Annotated in this window: 25 protein-coding genes; 9 read left to right on the top strand and 16 right to left on the bottom strand. The window is 72.6% G+C overall.

Annotated features, from left to right (window positions below):
* Positions 1–73 precede the first annotated feature (73 nt).
* The 5 genes from ACIQPR_RS03055 to ACIQPR_RS03035 all read left to right on the top strand — a co-directional run bounded on the left by ACIQPR_RS03055 (position 74) and on the right by ACIQPR_RS03035 (position 3751).
* On the top strand, positions 74–634 hold the full coding sequence (locus tag ACIQPR_RS03055) for a hypothetical protein (protein ID WP_403641005.1): 561 nt from the start codon (positions 74–76) through the stop codon (positions 632–634).
* Positions 635–775: 141 nt separating this feature from the next.
* The gene (locus ACIQPR_RS03050) at positions 776–1162 is read left to right on the top strand and encodes a hypothetical protein (protein WP_403641003.1); all 387 of its coding nucleotides are present in this window, start codon (positions 776–778) and stop codon (positions 1160–1162) included.
* A 120-nt stretch (positions 1163–1282) separates the two neighbouring features.
* Positions 1283–2758 (top strand): MFS transporter, encoded by a 1476-nt coding sequence (locus ACIQPR_RS03045; RefSeq protein WP_403641000.1) that lies wholly within the window; start codon positions 1283–1285, stop codon positions 2756–2758.
* Positions 2759–2928: 170 nt separating this feature from the next.
* Positions 2929–3579: an RNA polymerase sigma factor gene (locus ACIQPR_RS03040; protein WP_403640997.1), complete on the top strand. Its 651-nt coding sequence runs from the start codon at positions 2929–2931 to the stop codon at positions 3577–3579.
* Positions 3572–3751: a hypothetical protein gene (locus ACIQPR_RS03035; RefSeq protein ID WP_403640994.1), complete on the top strand. Its 180-nt coding sequence runs from the start codon at positions 3572–3574 to the stop codon at positions 3749–3751. The genes ACIQPR_RS03040 and ACIQPR_RS03035 overlap by 8 nt, the downstream gene beginning before the upstream one ends.
* A 140-nt stretch (positions 3752–3891) precedes the next feature.
* On the opposite strand, the gene ACIQPR_RS03030 is transcribed toward ACIQPR_RS03035, so the two are convergent.
* The 12 genes from ACIQPR_RS03030 to hutH form a co-directional block, all read right to left on the bottom strand.
* Positions 3892–4707 (bottom strand): enoyl-CoA hydratase/isomerase family protein, encoded by an 816-nt coding sequence (locus ACIQPR_RS03030; protein WP_403640991.1) that lies wholly within the window; start codon positions 4705–4707, stop codon positions 3892–3894.
* Positions 4704–5951 (bottom strand): cytochrome P450, encoded by a 1248-nt coding sequence (locus ACIQPR_RS03025; protein WP_403640988.1) that lies wholly within the window; start codon positions 5949–5951, stop codon positions 4704–4706. The genes ACIQPR_RS03030 and ACIQPR_RS03025 overlap by 4 nt, the downstream gene beginning before the upstream one ends.
* A gap of 89 nt (positions 5952–6040) precedes the next feature.
* The gene (locus ACIQPR_RS03020) at positions 6041–7420 is read right to left on the bottom strand and encodes a cytochrome P450 (RefSeq protein ID WP_403640986.1); all 1380 of its coding nucleotides are present in this window, start codon (positions 7418–7420) and stop codon (positions 6041–6043) included.
* Between the two features lie 10 nt (positions 7421–7430).
* Positions 7431–7991, bottom strand: a complete 561-nt coding sequence (locus tag ACIQPR_RS03015) for a GTP-binding protein (protein WP_403640983.1) — start codon at positions 7989–7991, stop codon at positions 7431–7433.
* Positions 7992–7995: 4 nt separating this feature from the next.
* Complete coding sequence (locus ACIQPR_RS03010; RefSeq protein ID WP_403640980.1) at positions 7996–8385, bottom strand: DUF742 domain-containing protein; 390 nt, start codon at positions 8383–8385, stop codon at positions 7996–7998.
* Positions 8378–9205 carry a roadblock/LC7 domain-containing protein gene (locus ACIQPR_RS03005; protein WP_403642888.1) on the bottom strand — a complete coding sequence of 276 codons (828 nt, stop codon included), beginning with the start codon at positions 9203–9205 and terminating at the stop codon, positions 8378–8380. Before ACIQPR_RS03005 ends, ACIQPR_RS03010 begins: the two co-directional genes overlap by 8 nt.
* Before the next feature lie 20 nt (positions 9206–9225).
* Positions 9226–10332 carry an ATP-binding protein gene (locus tag ACIQPR_RS03000; protein WP_403642885.1) on the bottom strand — a complete coding sequence of 369 codons (1107 nt, stop codon included), beginning with the start codon at positions 10330–10332 and terminating at the stop codon, positions 9226–9228.
* A gap of 486 nt (positions 10333–10818) precedes the next feature.
* Positions 10819–12102, bottom strand: a complete 1284-nt coding sequence (locus ACIQPR_RS02995) for a wax ester/triacylglycerol synthase domain-containing protein (RefSeq protein ID WP_403640978.1) — start codon at positions 12100–12102, stop codon at positions 10819–10821.
* A gap of 17 nt (positions 12103–12119) precedes the next feature.
* Positions 12120–13007 (bottom strand): SDR family NAD(P)-dependent oxidoreductase, encoded by an 888-nt coding sequence (locus ACIQPR_RS02990; protein ID WP_403640975.1) that lies wholly within the window; start codon positions 13005–13007, stop codon positions 12120–12122.
* Positions 13004–13684, bottom strand: coding sequence for an O-methyltransferase (locus tag ACIQPR_RS02985; protein ID WP_403642883.1), 681 nt, complete (start codon positions 13682–13684; stop codon positions 13004–13006). The genes ACIQPR_RS02990 and ACIQPR_RS02985 overlap by 4 nt, the downstream gene beginning before the upstream one ends.
* A 41-nt stretch (positions 13685–13725) precedes the next feature.
* A complete protein-coding gene (locus ACIQPR_RS02980; protein WP_403640972.1) occupies positions 13726–14661 on the bottom strand; it encodes a hypothetical protein in 936 nt (311 codons plus the stop codon).
* Between the two features lie 67 nt (positions 14662–14728).
* Complete coding sequence (gene hutH, locus ACIQPR_RS02975) at positions 14729–16231, bottom strand: histidine ammonia-lyase (RefSeq protein WP_403640969.1); 1503 nt, start codon at positions 16229–16231, stop codon at positions 14729–14731.
* A 477-nt stretch (positions 16232–16708) separates the two neighbouring features.
* Here hutH and ACIQPR_RS02970 point away from each other — a divergent pair, with 477 nt between their 5' ends.
* Both ACIQPR_RS02970 and ACIQPR_RS02965 read left to right on the top strand, forming a co-directional pair.
* Complete coding sequence (locus tag ACIQPR_RS02970; protein WP_403640967.1) at positions 16709–17371, top strand: RNA polymerase sigma factor; 663 nt, start codon at positions 16709–16711, stop codon at positions 17369–17371.
* Positions 17371–18516: a hypothetical protein gene (locus ACIQPR_RS02965; protein WP_403640964.1), complete on the top strand. Its 1146-nt coding sequence runs from the start codon at positions 17371–17373 to the stop codon at positions 18514–18516. Before ACIQPR_RS02970 ends, ACIQPR_RS02965 begins: the two co-directional genes overlap by 1 nt.
* 190 nt (positions 18517–18706) lie before the next feature.
* Here ACIQPR_RS02965 and ACIQPR_RS02960 read toward each other — a convergent pair whose 3' ends face one another.
* Positions 18707–19513 carry a L,D-transpeptidase family protein gene (locus ACIQPR_RS02960; protein WP_403640961.1) on the bottom strand — a complete coding sequence of 269 codons (807 nt, stop codon included), beginning with the start codon at positions 19511–19513 and terminating at the stop codon, positions 18707–18709.
* A 213-nt stretch (positions 19514–19726) separates the two neighbouring features.
* On the opposite strand from ACIQPR_RS02960, the gene leuE reads away from it, so the two are divergent.
* Positions 19727–20383, top strand: coding sequence for a leucine efflux protein LeuE (gene leuE, locus ACIQPR_RS02955; RefSeq protein WP_403640958.1), 657 nt, complete (start codon positions 19727–19729; stop codon positions 20381–20383).
* Positions 20384–20409: 26 nt separating this feature from the next.
* On the opposite strand, the gene ACIQPR_RS02950 is transcribed toward leuE, so the two are convergent.
* Entirely contained in the window at positions 20410–21822 is a 1413-nt protein-coding gene (locus ACIQPR_RS02950; RefSeq protein ID WP_403640955.1) for an FAD-dependent oxidoreductase, read from the bottom strand.
* Positions 21823–21903: 81 nt separating this feature from the next.
* Between ACIQPR_RS02950 and ACIQPR_RS02945 the strand changes: the two genes are divergently transcribed.
* Positions 21904–22554 (top strand): TetR/AcrR family transcriptional regulator C-terminal domain-containing protein, encoded by a 651-nt coding sequence (locus tag ACIQPR_RS02945; protein WP_403640952.1) that lies wholly within the window; start codon positions 21904–21906, stop codon positions 22552–22554.
* 255 nt (positions 22555–22809) lie between these two features.
* On the opposite strand, the gene ACIQPR_RS02940 is transcribed toward ACIQPR_RS02945, so the two are convergent.
* Positions 22810–23718, bottom strand: a complete 909-nt coding sequence (locus ACIQPR_RS02940; RefSeq protein ID WP_403640950.1) for a class I SAM-dependent methyltransferase — start codon at positions 23716–23718, stop codon at positions 22810–22812.
* A gap of 217 nt (positions 23719–23935) precedes the next feature.
* Positions 23936–25111 carry an acyltransferase family protein gene (locus ACIQPR_RS02935; protein WP_403640948.1) on the bottom strand — a complete coding sequence of 392 codons (1176 nt, stop codon included), beginning with the start codon at positions 25109–25111 and terminating at the stop codon, positions 23936–23938.
* Between the last annotated feature and the right edge of the window lie 98 nt (positions 25112–25209).

The raw sequence follows: 25209 nt of genomic DNA, 5'->3' as shown, positions 1-25209 counted from the left end.
CTCCCGTGGTGGAGCACGCAGTCAGGGGAGACGCGGGCCCCAAAGGGGAGGGGCCCCGCCGAGGGAGGTTCGGATGAGTCTGGTGGAACTGATCGCTCAGGCCGACGAACGCGCACTGGCCGTCAGTGGGCTGGCTTGTTTGGATCGGTGCGTGCCGCTGCTGGGCGGCGGCGACGAGGTGCTGCGGCCGTTGTGGGCCGCGCTCGCGGACGGCGCCGCGGCGCGGGAGTGGGGCGAGCGGCTGGAGAAGGCGCGCGCCGAACTGCCCGCGCTCTTCGAGGAACCCGGCGAGGACCTGGCCGCGCCGCTGGCCCGGCGGATGCTCGACACCGCCCCGGACGTACCGGCCGACCCGTCGGCGCGGGCGTGGGCGGACACCTGCTCCGTCGCCTCGCTCCGCGTCCACCAGCTCCTCGACCCGGCCGACGACGGCTCCCCGGTCGACGCCCGCCGGGCCGGCCGCACGGACGGTGTCTCGCCGCTCGTCGGCGCCGAACTGCGCCGCCAGGTCACCGTGCTCGAACTCCTCTCCGGCGCCGCCCCGGGCGGCATCCGCCAGGCCCTGGCCGTGTCGACGGAGGGCCGCCGGGTGCTGCGCGCGGTGGTGTCGCGCCGGGCCCGCGGCCGGTGCTGAGGGCAGGCCCGTTTCCGGCCGGTCCGTGAGCGTCGTGCGGTGAGTGTGGGGCGGTCCTGCGCCGGTCCGGCGGAATGTCCGGATCGGGGTGCCGCGAGGGCGTCCCGCCGTGCTTCTCCTGGTGGGGTGACGACAGAACGGATGAGACAAGGGTCCCGGCCCAGGGCCGCCGCGCAGCCGATGCGATGGGCCGCGGACGCGGTGGCGACGATGCGCGAGGGCGCCCGGGTGCGCCTCGACTACTCGGCACACAGCCTGTGGCGCGTCGACCGGATGATCGAGGAGATCCGCCGGGAGGGCACGCCGTACGCCGCCGTGCGGAGCGAGCTGCGCGTATTCGGCGCCTACGCCGGCGAGGTGATCGCGTGGCAGACCGGCGCCGAGTGGTGGACGAGCGGCGGCGAGCACTGGCTGCGGACCCCGGACGGTCGCCTGTGGGATCCCGTCGACGAGGCGCGGCGGTGTTTCGGCGGGCACGGTTCGCTGCGGTTGCTGTGCCGGGACGCGCTGAACGGGGCGTCCCGGTAAGGGGGTTGGCCGGGCGGCGGGGCGGGGCCTCGGCAAAATCGGTGTAATTGGAGACGCTTGCGTTCCCAACCGGCAGGTCCGGGAGGACGATGAGGGCAACTGCCGGACCGGGGAGGGCACATGGCCGACAACCGTCGTTGGTGGGCGCTGGTCGTCATCGCGCTCGCGCAGTTGATGGTCGTCCTCGACATGACGATCGTCAACATCGCACTGCCGTCCGCCCAGACCGACCTGGGCATGTCGGACGGCAACCGGCAGTGGGTCATCACCGCCTACACCCTCGCCTTCGGCGGGCTGCTGCTGCTCGGCGGCCGGGTCTCCGACCTCGCCGGCCGCAAGAACACCTTCATGATCGGCCTGATCGGCTTCGCCGCTGCGTCCGCGCTCGGCGGCGCCGCGGCCAACCAGGGCATGCTGTTCGGCGCCCGCGCGTTGCAGGGCGTCTTCGCCGCGCTGCTCGCCCCCTCCGCGCTCTCGCTGCTCACGACGACGTTCACCGACCCGAAGGACCGCGGCAAGGCCTTCGGCGTGTTCGGCGCGATCGTCGGCGCGGGCGCGGCGGTCGGCCTCCTCGCCGGCGGCTTCCTCACCCAGTACCTGGACTGGCGCTGGTGCCTCTACGTCAACGTGCCCATCGCGCTGGTCGCGTTCGCCGGCGCCTGGGTCCTGCTCAGCGACAGCTCCCGGCACCCGGAGGCCCACCTCGACATCCCCGGCGCACTGCTCGGCTCGACCGGGATGCTCACCCTCGTCTACGGCTTCTCCGAGGCGGAGTCGCGGAGTTGGGGCGACGGACTCGTCCTCGGGCTGCTCGCCGCCGGTGTCGTCCTGCTCCTCGCGTTCGGGCTCTGGCAGACCCGCGCGCGGGTCCCGCTGCTGCCGATGACGGTGGTGAAGGACCGTCAGCGTATCGGGGCCTTCCTCACCATCCTGTTCGTCACCATCGGCATGTTCGGCGTGTTCCTCTTCCTCACGTACTACATGCAGCGTGTCCTCGGCTATTCGCCGGTCAAGACCGGTGTCGCCTATCTCCCCATCACCGTCGGCATGATCACCGGCTCGACGCAGATCGCGGCCCGGCTGGTGTACCGGGTCCCGCCCCGCACCCTGATCGTCCCCGGCCTGCTGGTCGCGGCGGGCGCGCTCGCGCTGATCGCCCAGGTCGGCGTGGAGCCCGCGTACACCAAGTACGTCCTGCCCGGCATGCTGATGCTCGGCCTCGGCATGGGTACGGCGATGATGACCTCGGTGTCCCTGGCCACCGGTGGCGTCGCCCCGCGCGACTCCGGCGCGGCCTCCGCGACCTTCAACACCGCACAGCAGGTGGGCGGTTCGATCGGTACGGCCCTCCTCAACACGATCGCCGCCACGGTCACCACGCGCTACGCCACCGCCCACGCGGGACCGGGCGTCGACAAGCCGCTCCTGGAGGCCAAGGCCGCGGTGCACGGCTTCAACGTCGCCACCTGGTGGGCGATGGCCTCACTGCTGCTGGCCGCGCTCATCGCGGGCGTCCTGGTGAACACGGACCGCGTGCCCGCACCGGGCGCGGTGCCCGCCGAGACGCCCCAACAGCCGGTGGACACAACGCTTTAGGACGACGGCTCCGAGGAGCCGTACCCCGTGGCGGGGCGCTGTGACACTTCTGTGAGGCCCGGCGCTGATGGCCATGGGGGTGCGGGGGACCGCCGCGCCCGGTACGGATCCTTCGCGAACCCGGTACGCGCAGCGGTACGTCACGTGAAGCGTACGGACGAGGACAGTCCTTGGGCCAGACAGGCGAGCCGCGCCGTGGGCACGCGCGCGACGGGGAACTGGGTGCCGCTGTCGCGCGCGCCCAGGAGGGCGACGACGGGGCCTTCGCGATCGCGTACCGGATCGTGCAGCCCGGACTGCTCGGCTATCTGCGCGGGCTGGTCGGCGACGAGGCCGAGGACGTGGCGGCCGACGCCTGGCTGGAGATCGCCCGCGACCTCGGCCGGTTCCGGGGCGACGGCGCGGGCTTCCGCGGCTGGACGGCGACCATCGCCCGGCACCGGGCCCTGGACCACCTCCGCAGACAGCGGGTACGGCCCCGGTCCGCGACGCTGGAACAGGACGTGTTCGAACTCCCCGGTCCGCACAGCACCCATGACCAGGCACTGGAGTCCCTCTCCACCGAACACGCCCTCGACCTGGTCCGCGGCCTGCCCCGCGACCAGGCGGAGGCGGTCCTGCTCCGCGTCGTCGTAGGACTGGACGGCCCCGCCGCCGCGCGCGTCCTGGGCAAACGTCCGGGCGCGGTCCGTACGGCGGCCTACCGTGGGCTGAAGCGACTGGCCCGCGAACTCGCCGGCGAGGGTGTGACGGATGCCGGTACCGGGACGCTGGGGGAGTCGGACGAGGGTTCGCCGACGGATGGACACGGAGATGACTGAGCAGCGGAACGGCGACGGCCTCCCGGCCCTGCTGGGCGCCGCGCTGCGCGAGGCGGCCGTGGACGACGAGGCGGAGCGCCGGGCGGTGGCCGCGTTCCGCCGGGCCAGGGACTCCGGCACGCACGCGACGAGCCCGCGGCGCGAGGACGACTGGCGCCCAGGGGTGGGCTGAGCCGGGGTGCGTCGCTCGACACGGCAGTTGAACACGGCACCCGAACACGGCAGTTGAACACGACGCGCCGACTGCGCGCGGGCGCGTGCCGCCCCCGTCCGGCACGCGCCTCCCGCTCTCCCGCTCTCTCGCGCTCTCGCTCAGCGGGGCCGGGCGAGCTGCGCGGCCAGCAGGTGGGAGTCGAGCAGGGCGGTGTCGCTGGTGCGGGCGGCGCGCGCGTACCCGGCGAGCATGCGTTTCGTCAGGACCAGCGCCTGCGGGGAGCGCCGGGCGAGCGGTCTGGTCCAGGCGGTGACGGCCTCGTCCAGCCGGTCGAGGGGTGCGACCTTGTGGAGGAGCCCGAGCCGCTGGGCGGTGGAGGCGTCGAACTCGTCACAGGTGAGCATGAGTTCGCGGATCCTGGCGGCGCCGGCCTCGGCGATGAGACGTCCCATGGCGCCGCCCCAGGCCGGTGCGAGTCCGAGGCCGACCTCGGGCATGCGGAAACGGCAGGTGTCCGCTCCCGCGCGCAGATCGCAGTGCACGGCGAGCGCGAGGCCGGCCCCGACCACCCCGCCGTGCAGCCGGGCGATGGTGACGGCGTGGGTGTTCTCCAGCGCCTGGCACAGCCGGTGGGCCTTGTCCGCGGCGAGCCGTAGCGTGGTTCCGGTCGGGTCGTCGGCCAGGGCCTCCTGGTACTCCTGGCGGTCCGCTCCCAGGCAGAAGTCCTTGCCGAGGGAGGAGAGCACCAGGATCTGGATGTCGGGCTGTTCGTGGAGGCCGTCGAGCACGGCGATGAGCGCGTCCAGAACGGCGGTGTCCAGGACGTCGTCGTCCTGGGCGGTGGGGTTGAGCCGTACGTGGAGGACGGAACCGGTCCGGGTGAGGCTCACGGCGCCGGGTGGCGCGGTGTCGGGAGGCGCGGTGTCGGGAAGGGCGGCGGGCCCCGCCTGGCTGGAAGTGATTGGCGGGTTCATGTCAGTGAAACGTCCAGGTTCAGGAGTCGCCTGAACGCCACCCGGGGCGCCCGCGCGGGGCGGCGGACCAGGGTGAGTCTCGGCAGTCGGGCGATCATGCGGCTGAGCAGGGTCTGTGCCTCAAGCCGGGCCAGCGGTGCGCCCAGGCAGTAGTGGATGCCGCCACTGAAGGCCAGATGGGTCGCCTTGCGCCGGGGCGCGAAGGAGTCGGCGTCGGTGAACCGGGTGGGATCGCGCTGGGCGGCGCCCACCATGAGGTGCGCCATCTCCCCCGCCTTCACCTCGGTGCCCTCCAGGAGGCAGTCCTCGGAGGCGACCCGGCTGATGACGTGGGTGGGAGGGTCGTAGCGAAGTGTCTCCTCCACGAACGCGGGTACCAGGTCGGGGTGTTCGGCGAGCTGGTCCCAGCGGCCGGGGTCCTCCACCAGCAGGAGAGTCGTCGTCGACAGCAGTGTCGAGGTCGTCTCCAGGGCGGCCAGCAGGACGAACAGGGCGAGGAAGTAGACGGCCTCGTCGGCCTTGTCCCGGTCCGGTTCGAGCTCGTCCCAGGTGCGGATCCACCGGGAGACGGGATCGTCCCCGGGGTGTGCGCGCCGATCGCGGATCAACTCCAGGAAGTAGGCGCGCAGTTCCACCATGGCCGCGTCGGAACGGGCCAGTTGGCTGGCGTTCGGCAGCAACTCCTGGGTGAAGACCTGGTCATGGGTGAGTTCCCGCAGCCGGGGCCAGTCCGCGCCGGGCAGCCCGAGCCAGTCGCCGATGGTGGCGACCGGGAGTTCCTCGCTCACGAGGGCCGAGAAGTCGGCCTCGCCCGCGTGCAGATGCTCCTGCAAGGTGTCGAGCAGCCGGTCGACGACCCGGCTCACCCGATGGCCGATCTGCTCGATCGTGGTGCGGTCGAAGGAGCCGGCCGACCGGCGCACCCGGGTGTGCTCCGGGGGGTTGAGCGCCGGCATGGTTCGGCTGATCTCACGCGAGGAGGGGGCGCTCCAGCGGGTGCGCTCGCCCTGCCGTGCGCGCCATTCGGTGTCCGGTTCGAGCCACACGCCATTGCGCAGTACCTGGTCGCAGGTGCCGTAGCCGGTCACGAGGTGACCGCCCCAGGGCGCGCGGCTGACCGTGCCGCGCGCCCTGAGTTCTGCGTAGATGGGGAAGGGATCGGCCTGTCCGTCGGCCGTCCGAAGACGGGAGAACAGGGAGACGGTGGCCCGACGGTCCGTGGACGGAGTCGTGACGCTTCCCACGATGGTGGCTCCTTTCTGCCAGCCGCCATTCGTACCCGTGGGATGTTTGAATCATCCAATAACGCAGTGCTTTCATAGGGTTACTTACATCACTCGCCATTCACCCAGGCCCGGAAGCGGCTGAACATTCCGCCCTTGGGCTTCGGAGCGGCGTGCGACGGCCGGCTGAACGCGGCCGGCTGCGGCATGGCGGCGGCCGACGGCACGGCCTGGGCGGTGGTGGCCGGCCGGGCCGGACGGGGCGTGGCCGCGGACGGCACCGTACGGGGCGTGTACCGGATCGGCACGGTCACCAGCTGGCGGCTCCACGGCGCCGGCACCCAGGCCAGCTCCTTGAACGGGACGCGCATCTCGACGTCGGGCAGCCGGTTCAGCAGGGACTCGACGGCCGTCGCCGCGATCATGAACGCCGGGTCCTTCGCCGGGCACGCGTGCGGACCCGCGCCGAAGGCCAAGTGGGCCTTGGAGCTGAGCTGTTCGCGGTGCGCGGTCAGCTTCGGGTCGTTGTTGGCGGCGGCGAACGAGATCAGCACCGGGTCGCCCGCGTGCAGCGTCCGCTCGCCCAACTCGACGTCCTGGGTGGGGTAGTGGGCCGCGTAGTTGGCGATCGGCGCGTAGTTCCACAGGGTCTTCACGACCGCGTCCTCGACCGGCAGACCGCTCGGCCAGTCGTCGCTGAGGTACAGCGCGGCACTGGTGCCGATCGAGGCCGTCAGGGGCGCGGTCCCGCCGGAGAGCAGGGTCACCAGCTGGTGCAGCACCTCCTCGTCGGTCAGCCGGGACGAGTGCACCATCAGCCGGGTGGTGAGGTCCTCGCCGGGCTGCCGGCGCTTGAGCGCGATCAGCTCGGCGAGCGCGCCGCCCAGCGTCTCGTCGGCACCCGGGGTGCCCTGGAAGATGCCCGTGATGCCGGCGATCACCCGGTCGCCCAACTCGGGCGGGCAGCCGAACAGTTCACCGAAGACCAGCAGCGGGAGCGGCTGCGCGTAGGCGGACATCAGCTCCGCCTGCCCCATGGCCTCGGAGCTGAACTGGCTGATCAGGTAGTCGGCCGACTGCTGCGTCAGCCGGACGATCCGGCTCTGGTCGACGGTCGCGAGACTGTCCGTGACCGCCTGCCGCAGCCGCGCGTGCGCCGCGCCGTCGCTGAACAGGGCGTTGGGCCGGTAGCCCATCATGGGCAGCGCCGGGCTGTCCGCCGGTATCTCCCCGTTGTTCAGGGCGTTCCAGCGGCGCGAGTCGCGCACGAACAGGGTCGGGTTCTGGAGGATGTACAGACTGGCGTCGTAACTGGTCACCAGCTCGACCTCGACGTCCGGTGCGATGTCGACCGGGGCGCTGGGCCCCAGCGTGCGCAGCTGCGCGTACATGTTCTCGGGGTCGGAGCCGAAGTCGGACCCGTACAGCGGGACGTTGCCGTGTGCGGGGCAGCCGGCCGGGGCCCCGGCCGGGTCGAAGGGCTGTTGCATGCGCTGGCTCCTAGCCGAGTGAGGACAAGAGGTGCTTCACGAGCGTGATGAGTGCCTGCATCGAGGAGTCCTGGTCACGCACGTCGCAGTGGATGACCGGGGTCTCCTCGGAGATGTTGAGCGCCTCGCACACCTCGGAGAGCGGGAACTGGTGCTTCCCCTCGAACGTGTTGACGCCGATGACGTAGGGCAGTCCGAACGCCTCGACCAGGTCGAGGACGGGGAACGTCTCCTCCAGCCGCTCGGGGTCCGCCAGGACGAGCGCGCCCAGCGCTCCCCGGGACAGCCCCTCCCACATCTGTTTGAACCGTTCCTGCCCGGGCGTGCCGAAGATGTAGAGGACCAGGTCCTCGCCGAGGGTGAGCCGCCCGAAGTCCATCGCCACGGTCGTGGTCGTCTTGTCCGGCGTCTCGGAGAGGTCGTCGAGACCCTCGCTGGCCTCGGTGATCTCCTCCTCGGTCTGGAGCGGTTCGATCTCGGAGACACTGCCGATGTACGTGGTCTTCCCGACCGCGAAGTGGCCCACGACCAGGATCTTCACGGAACGGGAGACGTCGGGATCCAGATACACGGGACTACGCTCCGGTTCGAATTCGCATCAGGCCGTCGAGCACGGCGGTCAGCAGGACGGGATCGTGGCGTTCGGCATGGGGCACCGGATTGCGCACATGGATCAGGCCGTCCTCGGCCATCTGCGCCAGCAGGATGCGCACGATGCCCAGGGGCAGCCGGGTGTGCGCGGCGACCTCGGCGACCGAGAGGAACCCGTCCGCGATCAGATCCATGACCGTACGGGCCTCGGGGGCCATCGTGCGGGCCGCGGCCACGGCACCGTCCTGGGCCGTGATGATCGTGGTGTGCTCGTACTCGCTCTCCCGCGGCAGCGCGCGACCCTGCGCGATGACGAAGAGTGGGACTAATGGGGCCGTCAGTTCCAGCTCGTCGCCTTCCAGTTCGTCACGCATCGCCCGTCCTTCCTCCCCGGGCGCCCGACCCGCCGGCCAGTGCCGGCATCGTGTCGCCCAGGCGTACGGTGAACTCCTCGATGTCACAGCCGTGTTCGGCCGCAGCCGCGAGGAACGCGCCCTCGCCGGCGGCGATCAGGAACACCCAGCCGTGCTCGAACTCGATGACCGTCTGCAGCCATTCGTCGTCCTGCTGACCGCCCGCGAACGGCGCGGTCGCCCGGCTGTAGGCGTGGATGCCCGTCATGGCGGCCGAGATGGTGTCCGCGAGGTTCCGGCCGATCCCCGAACTCGACCCGCGCGGCAGCCCGTCCGCGCCGAGCAGCAGCGCGTGCAGCGCGCCCGGCACCGACGCCACCGCCTTGTCCAGCTCCGCGAGCAGGAAGACCCCGCTGCCCCCGCCCTCCAGCGGCGCTCCGGCGCCGTCGACGGCCTGGGTCGCCTCGCCGCCGGTCACCCGCGCCGGGACCGTGAGGTTGTTGCCCAGCCGGGAGACCAGCCGGTTCATCCGGAACGACAGCTGCTCCATGTCCACGTCGGGCTCCGCGGCGGCGGCCAGGTAGGCACCCTGCCCGGCCCCGATCAGGAACACCCAGCCGTGCTGGAACTCGATGACCGTCTGGATCCAGTTCCGGCTCGGCGCCAGTCCGGCGAAGTGCGCGGTGGCCCGGCTGAGCGACTGCATCCCCGCCATGGCCGCGGAGATGGTCCGCACGTCCTGGCCGGTCAGGTCGTCCGTGGACCCGCGCGGTACACCGTCCGCGGACAGCACCACGGCGTGCCGTGCTCTCGGCACGTTGTCCACGATGTCCTGGACCATCCAGGACAGGTCTGCTGTACTCATGCGTTTTCGGACCCTCCGGGCGTCTGGATGTCGAAGGAGGCCGTGTCGCGCGCGGACTGCGTACCGCGCTGCAGGGCGGCCAGGCTGCCGGTGCCGCGCCGGGAACCGCGCCGGGGCGCCTGCTCCCCGCCGGTGCCGACACCGGTGGGCGACATCCGCGAGCCGCGCTTGGGCAGGCCGCCCGCGGTGCGCGCCGTCCGCCCGGTCTCCATCGGCCGGATGGTGCTCACGGGCGCCTCGGTGGCCGGCGGCAGGGTCTCCTCCATGGTCCACAGCTCCTCGGGCAGTAGCACGACGGCCCGTACACCGCCGTAGCGGGAGACACCGGTGACGTCCACCGTGAAGCCGTGCTGACGGGCGATCAGACCGATGACGGGGAAGCCGAACTTCGGCTGCGTGCCCAGCTGGGACAGCCGGGGCAGGCCCTCGCCGGACAGCAGGGCGCTGGCCCGCTGCCGGTCCTCGTCGCCCATGCCGACGCCGGCGTCGTCGATGACGATGCACAGGTTCTTCTGCGCCTGCCGGAAGGTGACCTCGATGGGGGCGTCCGCCTGGGAGAAACTGGCCGCGTTGTCGAGGAGTTCGGCCACCGCCAGGGCGACCGGCGCGACCGCGGAGGCCTTCAGCGCGATACCGCTGGGCTGCATGATCTCGACCCGCTGGAAGTTGCGGATCTGGCTCTGCGCGCTGCGGACGACGTCGTAGACGCTGGCGGGCTGGTTGCGGCGGCCCAGCGGCGCGCCGCACATGACGGCGATGCCCTGCGCCTTGCGGGCCATCTGGGCGTTGGCGTGGGTGATGTCCATCAGGTCGGTGAGGACCGCGTGGCCGCCGTACTCGCGCTGGACGCCGTCCAGCAGCGTGGTCTGCTCGGCGGCGAGGCTCTGGAGGAAGCGGGCGGCGCCCTTGAGGACCGACTTGGTGTTCTCCTCGGCGGCCTGCTCGGCCTCGCGGATGACACCGTCCTGCTCGTCGCGCAGGGTGGTCAAGGCGGCCTGGGCGCGGTCGAGTTCACCTTGGGCGTACCGCAGTCGCGCCTCCAGCGCGGCCTCGGACTCCTTCTTCCTCCGCCCCAGGGCTCTGCTGCGGAGCACGAGTGCCACGACTGCGGCTACGGCTGTCACCGCTATCGCAACCAGGCACCAGAGAAGCACGTCTTGAGTCATGGAAACCTTTCCCGGCGCGTGGCACGCAGGCGTCATCGGGGGTACGCCTTGCAAGGATCCGCAACCCGTCCAGGGGACTGCATGACTGATCGACGCGGTGGGGTGGCCGCGTTCAGACCCGAGGCCTGACCAAATGTGGATCAAGGTCGCAGACGGCGGAATGCTATCACCGTCAACCGTGGGTTCCGGAGGTCACTCCATCGGGTTTCACGGAGTTAACACGCCTTCTGGATAAGGGGTATTGGCCGTCTCGTGGTGTTCGACCGGTGGGACGGCCGTCGTCTTCGTCGCGCGCGCGGGCGGAACTTTCGAACGGCCGAGGTCCGCGCTTGAATGAACGTTTCGCCCCCGCTGTGTGCCATCGGTCGGCGCCGGGCCGGCTCCGCCCGGCGGGAGCGCGAGGACCTCAAGGTGTGACCGAAGTCACTCCACGCTGAGGTGTCGATCCCCGTCGTCCGTACGGCGCGAAGGTGCGGCGGACCGGAGCGCGAGGGACCAGAGCCCGGTGAGGCGCCGCGGGTTCGGGTTCGCCGTACGGGTGAGGGCGGAGAGTCTGGCGGTCCCGTCATAGGTGACCAGGAAGGTGAAACAGCCGTGGCCGGGCGGCAGCCAGGGGATGGCCGTCGTGTCGGTGACCCGGGAGCCGAGGACGGTCAGCGGTTCGTCGACGCGGATGTGGGAGGCGGTGAGGGCGACCCCGGAGGGATCGGTCACGCGCCCGAGGATCCAGGCCGCGAGCCGTGGCGGGGTGTGTTCCGTGAGCGCCCGCAGCGCGACGCGGCGGCGGCTGAGGCGCCGTCGGTCCGAAGCCGTACAGGGGATGCGCGTTCTGAGGAGCCCGATGCGGTTGCCGCGGTCGGGCGCGAGGTCCTCGCGGTCCTCGGGAAGCCTGGTGCTGACGGGCACGAGGACGTGCGGGCCGCGCCGCCACCACGGTCCGGCCGGGTGCGGGTCCGGGTTCCAGTCGCCGACAGCGGTCGCCATGGCGGCGAGGTGGACGTCGTTGACCGTCGTGCCGGTGGCCCGGGCGGAGGCGCGCAGCACGGTCAGCCCGACCGCGGAGTGCGCCAGGACCGGGAGGGCGCCGTCGTTCTGCCGGGGCTGGTTCCACCGCTTCCGAGGGAGATACGTGCCGAGGACGCCGGGGAGCAGCGGCATCAGGCTCCGGACGGTTCGCGTGCCGCGCGGTGTGCTGTTCGCCGGAGCGGGCCCGGTCGGGAAGGGCGCGTGGGGGACGTGCTCGAACAGGGCGCGCAAGGTGTGCAGCATCGAGGTGGCGTCCTGGACGGCGTGGTGGACCAGGTAGCACAGAGCCCAGTCCCGGGCGTCGCCGCGCTGCAACCACAGCCCCCACCGGGGCCGGTTGTCGTCGGGCGGGGTGCTGAGCAGGCTCTGCGCGGAACGGGGAGCGAGGTCGCCGTCGGGCAGCTGGTGGACGTGGTGGGCCGCGTCGAACAGCGGATCGGGTTCCCACCACGGGCCGTCGGGGCGCACCGTGAGCCGGTGGGTGAGGAGGGGGACGCGCGCCGCCCGCTCGGCGACGAGCGCGCGCAGGGCGAGCAGATCGGGCGGTGGTCCGTGCAGGCGCAGGTGGAGTCCGAAGTACAGGTCCGCGGGGTCCGTCGCGCGCTCCCCGAGCGCCAGGAACGCCGAGGTGAGGAAGCCCGCTCGGGTGGGTCGGTCCGCGGTGAACCGGGGCAGGGACATCGGGCCGCCTCTCGTCGTCAACGGCCCTGCGCGTGGCCGTCATGGGTGTCGCCGATCGCCGTGTCCGGGGTGAGATAGCGCCCGGAGTACCGGTCGGCCTCCCCGGAGGCGAGGCGCAGCAGCATGCGGGCCGTGTCCCCGGGTGCGGCGAAGCGTCCCGAGTCCCGCTGGTCGACGAGCCAGTCGCCCACCATGTCGGTCCAGCGGTCGCCCGTCGGATGGCGGGCCAGGTGGCTGCGGGTGATGCCGAGGTCGAGCAGACCGGGGTGGAACGCGAAGACGCTCACGGGGTGGGGCCGCAGTTCCGCCGCGAGGTTCTCGGTGAGTTTGATGACGGCCGCCTTGGAGACCGAGTAGGCGGAGGCGTGCGGCCAGCGGTGGTGCCCCGCCTCGCTGACGATGTTGACGATCCGTCCGCCCCGCCCGCTCAGCATGCCGGGCAGCACGGCCTGGCAGGCCCGTACCGTGCCCCGGACGTTGGTGTCCAGGGTGTGCCACCACTGGTCCGGATCGGTCTCCCACAGCGGGCCGAGCGGGCCGGGGACGCCCGCGTTGTTGACCAGGACGTCGACCGCGCCGTACGCGGCTACGGCGCGTTCGACGGCTCGGGACATGGCACGGGGGTCGGTGACGTCGGCCGGTACCGCGAGCACCTCGGTGTCGCGCGCCCGCAGTTCGTCCGCCGCGTCCAGCAGCGGCCGGGAGGAGCGTGCGGTCAGGACGAGGCGGGCGCCGGCTCCGGCGCAGACGTCCGCGAAGAAACGCCCCAGGCCGCGGCTCGCACCGGTGATGAGGACCGTACGGCCGGCCAGCGCGCCCGCGTCCGGCCGGCGGGTCCCGCCGCCCGGCGCGGGCCGGACGGCGTCGGCGAGCACCCCTGGTTCCGGGGTCCTGGCGGTTGTCATGGGGTGGCCCCGGACCGGGACTCCGTGGGTGGCACGGGTGGCGCGGGGAGTTTGCGGGCGAGGGTCAGGCCGTCGGCGACGGGCAGGAGGACGGATTCCACCCGGGAGTCGGCGCGTACGTGCTGGTTGAAGCGGTGGATTGCGTCCGCGTTCCCGGTGCGCCCGGGATCGGCCGCCTCGCCCCCGTACAGGACGTTGTCGCAGAGCAGGAGGCCGCCGGGCCGGACGCGGGGCACCAGGAGGTCCCAGTAGGTCCGGTAGCCGGGCTTGTCCGCGTCGAGGAAGACCAGGTCGATCCAGGGCTCCTCGGGGAGCCGGCGCAGTGTGTCCTGGGCGGGGCCGAGCCGTAGCTCGACGCGGTCGGCGACGCCTGCGGCCTGCCAGGCCCGGCGGGCGACGTCCGTCCACTCGGCGGACACGTCGCAGGTGATGACGGTGCCGCCCGGGGGCAGCGCGCGGGCGAAGGCCAGGGTCGAGTACCCGGTGAAGGTGCCCACCTCGACGACGGTCCGGGCGCCGCTGATCCGGGTGAGCAGGCTGAGGAACACGCTCTGCTCGTGCGGGATCTGCATCTCCGCGACACCGCCCAAGGCCCGCGTGGTGTCCAGGAGTTGCTGCTGGACGGGGTCGGGCGGTTCGGCCTGCGCGAGCAGGTAGTCGTAGAGGCCGGGGCTCATGGCGAGACTCTTGACGCGGTCGGTGGTGGTGGTCGGGTGGTTCACAGGAGTCCTTCCGTTCGGGGCGGCAGGCCGGCCGCCGTGTCCTCGGCCAGCCGGCGCAGCAGCTCGGGGGCTCGGAGCCGGAGGGCCTCGATGTCCTCCGCGTGGCCGGGCCGGGCGGGGGAGCCGGGCAGGCCGTGCACGGCGATGTCGCAGAGCACCTGGGCCAGTCGGCGCACGAGCTGGGAGGCGAAGGCCGAGGTGCACACGCGTTGTCTTCGTACGGCGAAGTAGGCGTCGTAGAGGTCGCGTTCGGCCGGTGACGGGCCGCGTCCCGGTGGCCGGCCGGCCTGCTGGAGCAGGGACGCGCCGTCCGGGACGAGCTTGCGGGCGACGCTCATGTGGATCCGGTGGTTGAGCCTGACGGCGCCGGTCAGCGGCAAGGCGGCGGTGTCCGGCAGGGCGGCCCGTACACGCTTCAGCAAGGACGGGATCGCTTCGTGGTCCGGGGCCCACTCACCGCTGAACGCCGGGTGATGGTCCGTCATGTCGGGCCGGACGGTGGCCGCGTACTGCTGGGCCGAGCAACTGCCCGCGTACAGGAACAGCACGGAGTAGAGGTCGTACAGCCCGGCGGCGGCGCGGATCGCGGCCGTCGGCGGTTCGGGTCCCGTGAGCGTCGACTCCAGGGCGTGCCGCAGCTGCTGCCATACGGCGAAGGCCGCGTGATGGCCCACGGCCCAGCGGTAGCGGGCGCGTCGGCGGGGATCCTCGGGGGCGAGGAGGGCGACGGGACGCGCTCCGCCGGCCGCCGCTCGTATCAGGCCCAGGTCGGTTTCGAGGAACTGCCCGCAGCGGGGCGGTCGTTGACGGCCGCCTCCGGGGCACGGGTCCGGTCGGGTGCCCGGTTCGGGGAGGGCGAGGGGCTCGACCAGACCGCGGGGAGTGGGGCCCGTGGCGGTGGGACAGCAGGGTGTGGTGGTGAGTTGGGGCATGCCGTGCTCCGGTGGGGACAGCGGTGGGGGGCATGGAGGGGCCGACCGGCGGTGCCGGGGACCCCGGTCAGGCGCGCCGGGCCGACCGGTCCAGGACGTCGGCCGCCCGGCGGATCTCCTCGTCCAGCGGGCGGTCCTGCTCGACGGGGGCACAGACTTCGGCGAGTCGGCCGACGAGCGCCGCGGTGCCGGGCGTCAGGGTGCGGGGGGTGAGGTGGGCGGCCTGGCGCAGGGCGACGCCGAGGGAGCCGTGCAGCAGGCGCAACAGGCGTGCCGTGTCAAGGGCGTTGAGGGCGGCCTGGGTGCCGAAGGGGATCACGTCCTGGTTGTGCAGATTGGTGGGCAGACTCTGCACGGACGCGGGGTGGGCGGCGCGCCGCATCGTCGCGACGACGGCGGTGGCGGCGATCTGCACGCCCTGGAGGGCGTGTTGACGTCCGGGATCGGGGGACAGCATGGGCGGCAGGCCCCCGTTGCGGTGCGGGTCGATCAGCAGGCCGAGCTGACGTTCCGCCAGATTGCCCAACTGGGTCGCGACCAGGGTGAGTTGATCGGCGGCGAAGGCGGCGGGCTGGCCGAAGAAGTTTCCGCCGTGCGCCACCAGGTCCCGGTCGGGGAAGAACAGCGGGTTGTCGCTGACGGAGTCCAGATCGTGGTGGACCACCTCGCGGGCGTGGTCGAGCGCGGCCCCGGCCGCCCCGATGAGCTGCGGGGTGCAACGCACGCTGTACGGCTCCTGGAGCGGCCGGGTGCCGGACGGGGCCAGGCCCGCCAGCCCGCGCCGCAGTTCCCGGCCCACCTGCACCGTCCCGGGGTGGCCGAAGGCGTCCAGGAGCTCCGGTGCGAGGAAGTCCGGCGCCGCGCCCAGGACGTCGATGAGGGCGGCGGAGAGCAGGACGGCGACGGTCCGGGACCGGGCGAGCGACGCCGAGGCGAGAGCCGCCGCCGCGGCCGTCAGGGACGTGCCGTTGACGAGGGCGAGAGCGTCCCGCCCGTCGAGGGCGACCGGCGCCAGACCGCACTCGGCCAGCGCGTCGGCCGCGGACATGACACGGCCGTCGACATACGCGCGGCCCTCCCCGCTCAGCGCCCGGGCGACATACGCCAACGGGACGAGATCCCCGCTGGCGCCCAGCGAGCCCAACCGGGGCACCGCCGGGGCGAACCCGGTGCCCAGCGCGGCGGTCAGGGCGTCGACGACGTCGAGCGACACCCCGGAGTGCCCCTTGCACAGGGACCTCAGCCGCACCAGCATCGTGGCCCGCACGACACCCGGGTCCAGATCGGGACCCTGGCCCGCGGTCAGATGGGCCAGCACGTTGGCGCACTGGTCGGCCGCCTTCGACCGCCCGGGGAAGGTGACCAGCGGCCCGAAGCCGGTCGTCGCCCCGTACACCGGACGCCCGTCGGCCATCCGGCGCAGGGCGAACTCATGGCAGCCGGCGACGCGTTGCCGTACCTCAGGCTCCACCACGAGACGCAACGGGCCCTCGGCGGCCCGCTCCAACTCGGCGAAGGACAACGGCGGCCCGACCGGGAAGCGGAGCTCGGACGGTGCGATCGTGGACATGGGGCGTCTCCTGGGTGATCCGCAGGTACGGCGGGGCGTGGCGAAGCCGCAGAGAGGTCGGATCGGAGCGGTCCCCGGCGCAGCGTTCGAGGCCAGACTGCCCGCGCGGTCTCCGCACCGCCTGTCCGCCGCGCTGTTCGGGTGAGCCCGCCACCGGTCACGCGCGCCGTACATAGGCCGTGCGCGATGCGAACCGGGAGACCGCGGATGCGCGGAGGTCGACAGCCACCGTGCCGACGAGATGCCGTCGCGGCAACGGCCGGGGCCGCCACCCCCCACAGGAGAGGCCCCGGCCGTCGCGCGGCACGGGCCGCGCGGCGGCCCGTACTCTCTACAGCGTCAGGAGTGCGTTTTCTGTCACACCGCGGGTCCCGAGCAGGTAGTTGCGGGTTGTACGGACATGGACGAGCAGCGGTTTCAGGTCGTAACGTGCCTTTCGCGCCGGACGGCGGCGACCGACAAAATTCGAGGGACCACGTGCTGGGGGACGACGCGGAGCTGACCGCCGCGGTGCTTGCGGCACAGGACGGGGACGAGACCGCGTTCCGGACTGTGTACCGCACGGTGCACCCACGGCTGCTCGGATACGTACGGACGCTCGTCGGCGAACCCGACGCCGAGGACGTCGCGTCCGAGGCCTGGCTCCAGATAGCCCGTGACCTGGACCGTTTCAGCGGGGACGCGGACCGCTTCCGGGGCTGGGCGGCCCGCATCGCGCGCAACCGCGCCCTGGACCACATACGGATGCGCGGGCGCCGGCCCGCGATCGGCGGCGACGAGACCGAGCTGGCCGGCCGCGCCGCCGAGTCCGACACGGCCGACGAGGCCATCGAGGCGCTGGCCACCGACCGCACTCTCTCCCTCATCGCCCAGCTCCCGCAGGACCAGGCCGAGGCCGTCGTCCTGCGGGTGGTGATGGGCCTCGACGCCAAGACCGCCGCGGAGACCCTCGGCAAGCGGCCCGGCGCCGTCCGCACGGCCGCGCACCGCGGTCTGAAACGCCTCGCCGAACTGCTCGGCGGCGACCCGGAAACGGCCGCGGCCCTCGACGCCCTGCCGCCCCAGCGAGAACCGCGCGACCACGCGGTGACGTCCGCCACTGTGACGCATACGCGCACGCGGACGCAGAAGGACATGTGATGGCCGACGAGCGCTCCGCTGTGCCGGGGGACACCCCCCGGACCCCCGGCCGATGGCTGGACCGCGAAACCGCTGAACTCCTGCTGCGCGGCGAGTCCCTCGAAGCCGTCGACCCGGCCGCCCGCGACCAGGCCGAACGGCTCGCCAGGACCCTCGGCGCGCTGTCCGTGGAACCCACCTCCGCCAAGGCCGAACTCCCGGGCGAGGAAGCCGCGTTGGCCGCGTTCCGGGCCGCGCGCGCGGACGCCGACGCGGAACGGACCGCCCTCGGCGGGCCCGGCCGCGCGCACCCCTCCGACGCCGGGCTGATCCGGCTCGGACGGCCCGAGGGGACCGTACGCGAACCGCGGCTCGGCACATCCGCGCGGTTCGCGCTGACCGCCGCGCTCGCCGTCGGACTGGCCGGCGGGGTCGCCGCCGCGGCCGGTACCGGAGTCCTGCCGTCGCCGTTCGACGACCCGGCGCCCGCCGCCTCGCTCTCCGCCGCCGCGACCCCGGACCACCCGCTCGTCCCGCCCTCGCCCAGCGACACCCCCGGCTCCGGCACCCCCTCGGCGGGCGACGGCACGGCCGGCTCCGACGACTCCTCCGGCGAGGCGGCCGGCGGCGGCACGGACCGCACCCCCGCCCCCGGCACCGGCGACGACGAGTCCGCGCACTCCGGCGGCTGGTGGAACGCGGTCGCCTCGTCCTGCCGTGCCGTGCGCGACGGCAAGTCCCTGGCACCCGGCCGCAAGCGCACCCTGGAGGGCGCGGCGGGCGGCACCTCCCATGTGTGGACGTACTGCCAGGGCGTGCTCAAGAAGACCGGCGGCACCCAGGGCGGCGACGGCAAGAGCGGCGGCTCCCAGGGCGGCGACCAGAACGGCCCCGGCGGCGGACAGGGCGACGCGGGCGACCAGGGCGGCGGCCAGGGCGGTGACGGCGAGGGGAACGGGGACATGGCCCCGATCGCCCCGGGCGGCGGCAACGCGGGCGGCGGAAACAGCGGCGGCGGTGGCGGCGGCCACAACGGCAACGGCGTGATCGCCACCCCCCGCCCCTCCGCCTTCACCCCGCTCGCCCGGCAGACCCCGGCCGCCCCCGCGCACACCACCGCGGCCACCGGGACACCGACGCCCGCACCGACGTACAGCACCCTCTGACCTGCGCATTCGCCCGGCTCGGAACTTTTTTCGCGCGGGGTGTGACGTTTTCGGCCCCCGTGGCGCAGTACTGAGTGAGCCGACTGGTCATCGGCCGTCGCACAGAGCCGGGGTTCCCCCCGTACCTACGGCTCGTGCACTCGGCGCGGGCGGGACACGTTCCCCCGGTCCCGCCCGCGCCCCGCACACCTCACTCGTGGACGACGACCTTGTCGCCGGTCCGCACCTGCGCGAACAGACTCTCGATCGCCGCCTCGTCCCGTACGTTGACGCAGCCGTGCGAGCCGCCCGCGTAACCCCGGGCCGAGAAGTCGTAGGAGTAGTGCACCGCCTGGCCGCCGCTGAAGAACATCGCGTACGGCATGGGGGAGTGGTACAGCGTGGACACCCAGTCCCGTGCCTTCCAGTAGACGTGGAAGACGCCGTCGCGGGTCGGGGTGTACTGCGCGCCGAACCGGACCGACATCGTCGACACCGTCCGGCCGTCGATCATCCAGCGCAGGGTGCGGGTCGTCTTGTCGATGCACAGCACCCGGCCGGTCAGACAGCGCGGGTCGGGCGGGCCGGCCGGCTGGCCGCCCATCAGATACAGGTCCCACTTGCCGGGCTCGTGCGTCATGCCCAGCAGCCGCCGCCAGGTGACCTGGTCGGTCGCGCCGGTCCTCGGCAGCCCGCGCTTGCCCTGGAAACCGGCGACGGCCTGCTCGGTGAGGTCGTCGTAGGTCCCGGTCGGCCCGTCGAAGAGCCAGTCGACCTGCCGCAGCCGCGCCTGTAGTTCCCGCACGCCCGAGCCGCTGTCGCCGCGCGACCACAGGACGTTCGCGGCGCGGGTGGGACCGGGTGTGCTCGGCGTGGCCGAGGGACTGGCCTTGGCGCCCGGCAGTTCGATGCGCACCGGCAGATGGTGTCTGCCGTCCGCGTCCGTGCCCTCCACCGTGCAGCCGGACACCGCCAGCAGGGCGGACAGGGCCGCCGTGGCGACGATCGCTCTCCCCATACCCGTAGTACGCATCCCGGACCCCCGCCGTCTCACCGGTGTCACCCGGACACGTACCCCCGGACGACGGACCGCGAACGGCGCGGCATCGTGTGGCGACCGGAGGTGCCCACCACGGCACGCGAGCCGCGGTCCGGCCCGCTCGATCTCCCCGTGGACCTCCTCCCCGACGGCGAGGGCCCACAGCCCCGCCCCCGTGGCACACTCGTGCTCATGTTCGGTGTCATAGACCTCCCCACCTACCTCGCCGGCCTGGTCCTGATCGTTCTGCTGCCCGGCCCCAACTCGCTGTACGTCCTCTCGGTCGCCGCTCGGCGCGGGACCCGGGACGGGTACACCGCCGCCGCCGGTGTGTGGTGCGGGGACACCGTGCTGATGACGCTCTCCGCCGCCGGGGTCGCCTCGTTGTTGCAGGCCAACGCCGTGCTGTTCGGGATCGTGAAGTACGCGGGGGCCGGGTATCTGACCTGGCTGGCGTTCGGCATGCTGCGGGCCGCGTGGGCGATGTGGCGGACCCGGAAGGAGCGGGCGGCCATGACGGCGGCTCCCGCCGCGGAGGTCGCCGACGAGCGGCCGTACCGGCGTGCCTTCGTCGTGAGTCTCTTCAACCCGAAGGCGATTCTGTTTTTCGTCGCCTTCTTCGTGCAGTTCGTCGACCCGGGGTACGCCTATCCGGCGCTGTCGTTCGTCGTGCTCGGCGCCTTCGCGCAGCTGGCGAGCTTCCTCTACCTCAGTGCGCTGATCTTCGGCGGGACCCGGCTGGCGTCGGCCTTCCGGCGGCGCAGGCGGCTCGCGGCGGGGGCGACCTCGGCGGCGGGCGCGCTGTTCCTGGGCTTCGCGGTGAAGCTGTCGCTGGCCAGCTCGGTCTGACCGGATCTAACCGGATCCAGCCGGATCTAGCCGAGGCCCAGCCGGTCCGCGTACCGCGCGAGGCCGTCCTGCGTGCTGCCCGCCCAGCCGACGTAGCCGTCGGGGCGGATCAGGAAGAGGCCCGTGCCGTACGTCTCGACGGCCGGGCCCGCCACGACGGGGACCGCGGCGGGGACGGCCGCCGGGGGCTTGGTGTCCAGGGCCAGCAGGGTCCAGTGCGGGCCGCGGAAGGCGTCGAAGAGGCGGACGCCGTCGAGCGTACGGTCCGGGGCGCGGTCGCCCGCCCGGAGCGCGTCCTCGGGCAGGCCCGTGCGGGTGTCCACCGAGAGCGAGCCGTTCCGGTAGCCGAGGCCGAGCTGCTGGGTGGCCCGGCCGCGCCGCACCTCGCCCCGGTGGACCCCGGTGGAGACGCCGAGCATGTCGGCCGCGTTGGGCAGCCGCTCCTCCTCGTAGGTGTCGAGCAGCGACTCGGGGGCGCCCTCGCGCAGTACCGCGCCGAGCTTCCAGCCGAGGTTGTAGGCGTCCTGGACGCTGGTGTTGAGGCCCTGGCCGCCGGCCGGCGAGTGGACGTGGGCCGCGTCCCCGGCGAGGAAGACCCGCCCGGCGCGGAAGCGGTCGGCGAGCGCGGCGCGCGGCCGGAAGTCGGAGGCCCAGCGGAGTTCGGTCACGGCCTCGGGGGCGAGGTGGGTGCGGGCGGCCACGGTCTCGCGGATGCCGTCGAGCGTGAGGTCTATGGCGGTGCCCTCCGGGAACTGGGCGACGACCTGGAAGTCCTCGGTGCCGGCCAGCGGGAACACCGCGAGGAAGCCGGTGTCCCCGTGCGGTGGGAAGACGTGCACGTTGTCGCGGTCGAGGCCGGTGATCCGGACGTCGGCCACCAGCATCGGGTTCGGGTCGACGGTCTCGCCGGTCATGCCGATCCCCAGGGTCCGCCGGACGACGGAGCGACCGCCGTCGGCGGCCACCACGTACCGGGCGCGGACCGGCCCGCCGGAGGCGAACTCGACGGTCACGCCGTCCCGGTCCTGGGCGAGGCCGGTGACCTCGCGGCCGAAGGCCACCGTCGCGCCCAGCTCAGCCAGCCGCGCGGACAGGATCTCCTGGGTGCGCCACTGCGGCACCATCCACGGGGCGCCGTACGGGGTGTCGGGGTCGGTCTCGGACGGCTCGAACATCCGGTGCTCGCCGACCTTGCGGCCGTCCTTCCAGACGGCGCCGACCGGGTAGGCGCCGCCCTGCGCGAGGATCGCGTCGATCACGCCGAGGTCGTCGAAGACCTCCAGCGTGCGCGGCTGGATGCCCTTGCCGCGTGAGCCGGGGAACAGCGCGTCCGCCTTCTCCACGACCAGCGCGTCCACTCCGCGCCGGGCCAGGTCGATGCCGAGGGCGAGGCCGGTGGGGCCGGCGCCGACGATCAGTACATCGGTGTGGGTTGTCATGATCCTCATCTCCTTAACGCTGTTAAGTGGCGATGGACAGCAGGGTGCCCTTAACACCGTTAAGCTGTCAAGCTGTCGAGCGTGAGTACGGAACGACGCATCCCCCTGGACCGCAAACGGGTCGCCGACACCGCCCTGAAGGTGCTGAACGAGGCCGGCCTCGACGGGCTGTCCCTGCGCGCCATCGCCAAGGAACTGGGCGTCAAGGCGCCCGCCCTGTACTGGCACTTCAAGGACAAGCAGGCGCTGCTCGACGAGATGGCGACGGAGATGTACCGCCGGATGGTCGCCGACGCCCCGCCGGCACCCGAGGACACCTGGCAGGAACGGCTGCTGAAGTCCAACCGCGGACTGCGCGCCGCACTGCTCTGCTACCGCGACGGCGCCAAGGTCTTCAGCGGCTCACGCTTCACCGGCACCCTGCACGCCGTGCAGATGGAGGACACCCTGCGCGTCTTCACCCAGGCCGGATTCACCCTCGCCCAGGCGGTCCGCGCGACCTCCACGTCGTACCTCTACACGATCGGCTTCGTCAGCGAGGAACAGGGCGTCCAGCCACTCCCGGACGAACGCCGCGAGGGCTACAGCACGGACGAACGCGCCCGCCGGCTGGCCGACTTCCCCCTGTCGGCCGCGGCGGGCGCGGAGATCTTCCAGGACTACGGCCGCCACTTCGAGGAGGGACTCGACCTGGTGCTCGCGGGTATCGAGGCCCGGTTCAGGAGCGGCTGAGGCCGTTGCGGATGGCGCGGGTGAGGATGGGCGGGAGGGGATCGACGGGAGGGGATCGGCGGGGAAGCGGCGGGCGCGGGGCGAGACGTGTCGTGTCGCGGCGGATCGGGGGCGTGGTCCGCGAGCGCCCGGACGTGGTCCGTGCCGGTCCGTACCCCGCGAGGCGGGACGGGGGCGTCTGTGTGCCCTTCCTGTGCTGCGGCCGGCATTTCGAGGAGGGGCTGGACCTGGTGCTGGCGGGTATCGAGGCGCGGTTCAGGAGCGGCTGAGGCTGTTGCGGATGGTGCGGGTGAGGATGGGTGGCAGGAGGTCGGCGGCGAAGCGGCGGGCCCGGGCTGCTGCGTGGTGGCGGGGCGGGGGTGTGGCGCGGGGGCGACCGGACGTGGTCTGTGCCGTGCGGTGCGCGTAGCGGGACGGGGGGAAGGGGGGTGCCTGCATGCCCTTCCTGGACTTCAGGCGGATGATGCGGTGGCCGGCGGCCTGCTGGACGCTGAGGTCGCAGTCCTCGCGCCCGCGCACCATCGCCAGCAGTTCGTCCTGCACCGGGCCCGGGTCCTCCCAGGTGCCGTAGAGCTTCTGGGTGCTCAGGCAGATCGGGCGCAGGCCCCTGGTGAGCACCGCCTCCCAGACGGCCACGGAGACGCCGGGCGTGTGTTCGGAGCGGAAGTCGTCCAGGACCACGATCCCGCCGGGCAGCAGCGTCTCGCGGGCCGCGCCGATGTCGTCGCGGACGTGCTCGTACAGGTGCGAGGCGTCTATGTGGACGAAGCGGCAGCTGGCCGGGGCGACCTCCTCCGGCACGATGCTGCTGGGGCCCTTCAGGACCCGGGGCAGGGTGTCGTGGAAGGCGAGGTAGTTCTCCTCGAAGACCCGCTGCGTCAGCGCGCTGTACGACTTCGTCGACTCGGCCTGGTTGGCGTCGTCCTGGGCGTCGCCCTCGAAGAGGTCGCAGACCGTGAAGCGCTCACCGTCCCCGCTGTGCCGGCCGAGGCAGATCGCGCTCTTGCCCATGTACACCCCGACCTCCAGCAGATCGCCCTTCGTCCCCGCGGCTTCCTGCCGGTCCAGGAACCATTCGAAGAGCACCTGGTCGAGAACGGGGAACCAGCCGGGTACGTCGTCGAGCCGGCGGGGCGGTCGTATCGTGCCTGGTACGGGGGTCATCGTGGAGAACACTCCCTGGCAGGGACGGGCTCGCCTGGTTGAGCCCGTGCGGGACACCCCAGCATCTGCCCAGCGGCGCCCGCCCAAACGGGCCTTCAGGTGAACGCCGGGCCAATTCCTGTACGCCCGTTGTGCGGAGGCGCGGAAGGGGCGCCCGGAATTCTCGGGCGCCCCTTTTCGTTTCCACGCGGCATTTCGCGCGGCATTCCGCGGGCGGTCAGCCGCGCGGTGTCGACAGCAGCGTGCGCAGCTTCGGTGTCAGCCGGTTCTCGACCACGCGGTTCAGCGCGTACGCGAGCAGCAGCATGGTGAAGACGGTGAGCACGATGGTCGCGTACGACGGAATTCCCAGCGACCGGTGGTAGGCCTTTATCACGACCCAGCCCAGATGTTCGTGAACGAGATAGAACGGATATGTCAGCGCGCCCGCGACCGTCAGCCAGCGCCAGTTCGCCCAGCGCATCCAGCCCAGGGCGATGGCGGCGACCGCGACATAGCCGAAGGTGACGACCAGGATGATTCCCCAGGCGGAACGGTTGGAGAAGGCCGTGTCGTTGGGCGTGTGCCACAGCCGGGCCACCGCGTAGTGCTGGCCGATCAGCCAGCTGACGGCGACGATGCCCCACGCGTACGCGTCCTTGCGGTCGCGGTGCACGAGGTAGAGGCCGACGCCGCCGATGAAGTACGGCGCGTACTCCGGCATCAGGACGATGTCCAGCAGCGGCGACTTGGCGCCCTGGGTGATCGCCGCCGCGAGCGTCCAGCCCGCGCAGAACATGATCACGCGCCGCCGGTTCGCGCCGGGCAGCACGACGCACAGGGCGAACAGGGCGTAGAAGCGGATCTCCGCCCACAGCGTCCAGCACACCCCGAGCACCCGGTCGACACCCAACGGCATTTGCAGCATCGTCAGGTTGACCAGGACGTCGCTCGGCGCGGCGGCCTTGTACGCCACCATCGGCAGCGCGAAGACGCCGGTGATGATGAGGATCGCCGCCCAGTACGCGGGCAGCAGCCGGGAGGCGCGGGAGGCGAAGAAGGAGCGCAGCGGGCGGCCCCAGCCGCTCATGCAGATGACGAAGCCGCTGATCACGAAGAACACCTGCACACCCAGGCAGCCGTACGAGAACAGCGTGTGCAGGGTGGGGAACTGGTGTCTGGGCGAGGTGCCCCACGCCTGGACGACCTCGCCGTCACGGCCGCCGTAGTGGTAGGCCGCCACCATCAGCGCGGCGATCAGGCGCAGCCCGTCCAGGGCGCGGAGGCGGGTCTCCCGGCGTTTGGGGGGCTGCGGCGGCTCGGCCGGCGGCAGCTCCTCGGTGGTCGGCGGCAGTTCGGCGCGGACCACGGTGGCCGTCGGGTTCTCCCGCGTGTCCGCGGGCGTGTCGATCACAAGGTTCCCCTCGGTCTGACTCAGCTGGATCACAGCACACTAGTCCGACATCCGGGCGGGTTTGCGCGCTCGCCGCGACCCTTCGTCACCCCGTCCGC

This window comes from Streptomyces sp. NPDC091280 (assembly GCF_044768565.1).
In the GTDB taxonomy this organism is placed as follows: domain Bacteria; phylum Actinomycetota; class Actinomycetes; order Streptomycetales; family Streptomycetaceae; genus Streptomyces.
This window is presented reverse-complemented; position numbering and strand designations above follow the sequence as displayed.

Excerpts from the sequence above, each read along its gene's own strand:
- ACIQPR_RS02960 (WP_403640961.1), bottom strand. The coding sequence starts at position 19,513 with ATGGGGAGAGCGATCGTCGCCACGGCGGCCCTGTCCGCCCTGCTGGCG.
- ACIQPR_RS02980 (WP_403640972.1), bottom strand. The coding sequence starts at position 14,661 with ATGCCCCAACTCACCACCACACCCTGCTGTCCCACCGCCACGGGCCCC.
- hutH (WP_403640969.1), bottom strand. The coding sequence starts at position 16,231 with ATGTCCACGATCGCACCGTCCGAGCTCCGCTTCCCGGTCGGGCCGCCG.
- ACIQPR_RS02965 (WP_403640964.1), top strand. The coding sequence starts at position 17,371 with ATGGCCGACGAGCGCTCCGCTGTGCCGGGGGACACCCCCCGGACCCCC.
- ACIQPR_RS03030 (WP_403640991.1), bottom strand. The coding sequence starts at position 4,707 with ATGAACCCGCCAATCACTTCCAGCCAGGCGGGGCCCGCCGCCCTTCCC.
- ACIQPR_RS03055 (WP_403641005.1), top strand. The coding sequence starts at position 74 with ATGAGTCTGGTGGAACTGATCGCTCAGGCCGACGAACGCGCACTGGCC.
- ACIQPR_RS03050 (WP_403641003.1), top strand. The coding sequence starts at position 776 with ATGAGACAAGGGTCCCGGCCCAGGGCCGCCGCGCAGCCGATGCGATGG.
- ACIQPR_RS02940 (WP_403640950.1), bottom strand. The coding sequence starts at position 23,718 with ATGACCCCCGTACCAGGCACGATACGACCGCCCCGCCGGCTCGACGAC.
- ACIQPR_RS03035 (WP_403640994.1), top strand. The coding sequence starts at position 3,572 with ATGACTGAGCAGCGGAACGGCGACGGCCTCCCGGCCCTGCTGGGCGCC.
- ACIQPR_RS02950 (WP_403640955.1), bottom strand. The coding sequence starts at position 21,822 with ATGACAACCCACACCGATGTACTGATCGTCGGCGCCGGCCCCACCGGC.
- ACIQPR_RS03045 (WP_403641000.1), top strand. The coding sequence starts at position 1,283 with ATGGCCGACAACCGTCGTTGGTGGGCGCTGGTCGTCATCGCGCTCGCG.
- ACIQPR_RS03010 (WP_403640980.1), bottom strand. The coding sequence starts at position 8,385 with ATGCGTGACGAACTGGAAGGCGACGAGCTGGAACTGACGGCCCCATTA.
- ACIQPR_RS03005 (WP_403642888.1), bottom strand. The coding sequence starts at position 9,205 with ATGGTCCAGGACATCGTGGACAACGTGCCGAGAGCACGGCACGCCGTG.
- ACIQPR_RS03020 (WP_403640986.1), bottom strand. The coding sequence starts at position 7,420 with ATGCAACAGCCCTTCGACCCGGCCGGGGCCCCGGCCGGCTGCCCCGCA.
- ACIQPR_RS02990 (WP_403640975.1), bottom strand. The coding sequence starts at position 13,007 with ATGACAACCGCCAGGACCCCGGAACCAGGGGTGCTCGCCGACGCCGTC.
- ACIQPR_RS02995 (WP_403640978.1), bottom strand. The coding sequence starts at position 12,102 with ATGTCCCTGCCCCGGTTCACCGCGGACCGACCCACCCGAGCGGGCTTC.
- leuE (WP_403640958.1), top strand. The coding sequence starts at position 19,727 with ATGTTCGGTGTCATAGACCTCCCCACCTACCTCGCCGGCCTGGTCCTG.
- ACIQPR_RS02985 (WP_403642883.1), bottom strand. The coding sequence starts at position 13,684 with ATGAGCCCCGGCCTCTACGACTACCTGCTCGCGCAGGCCGAACCGCCC.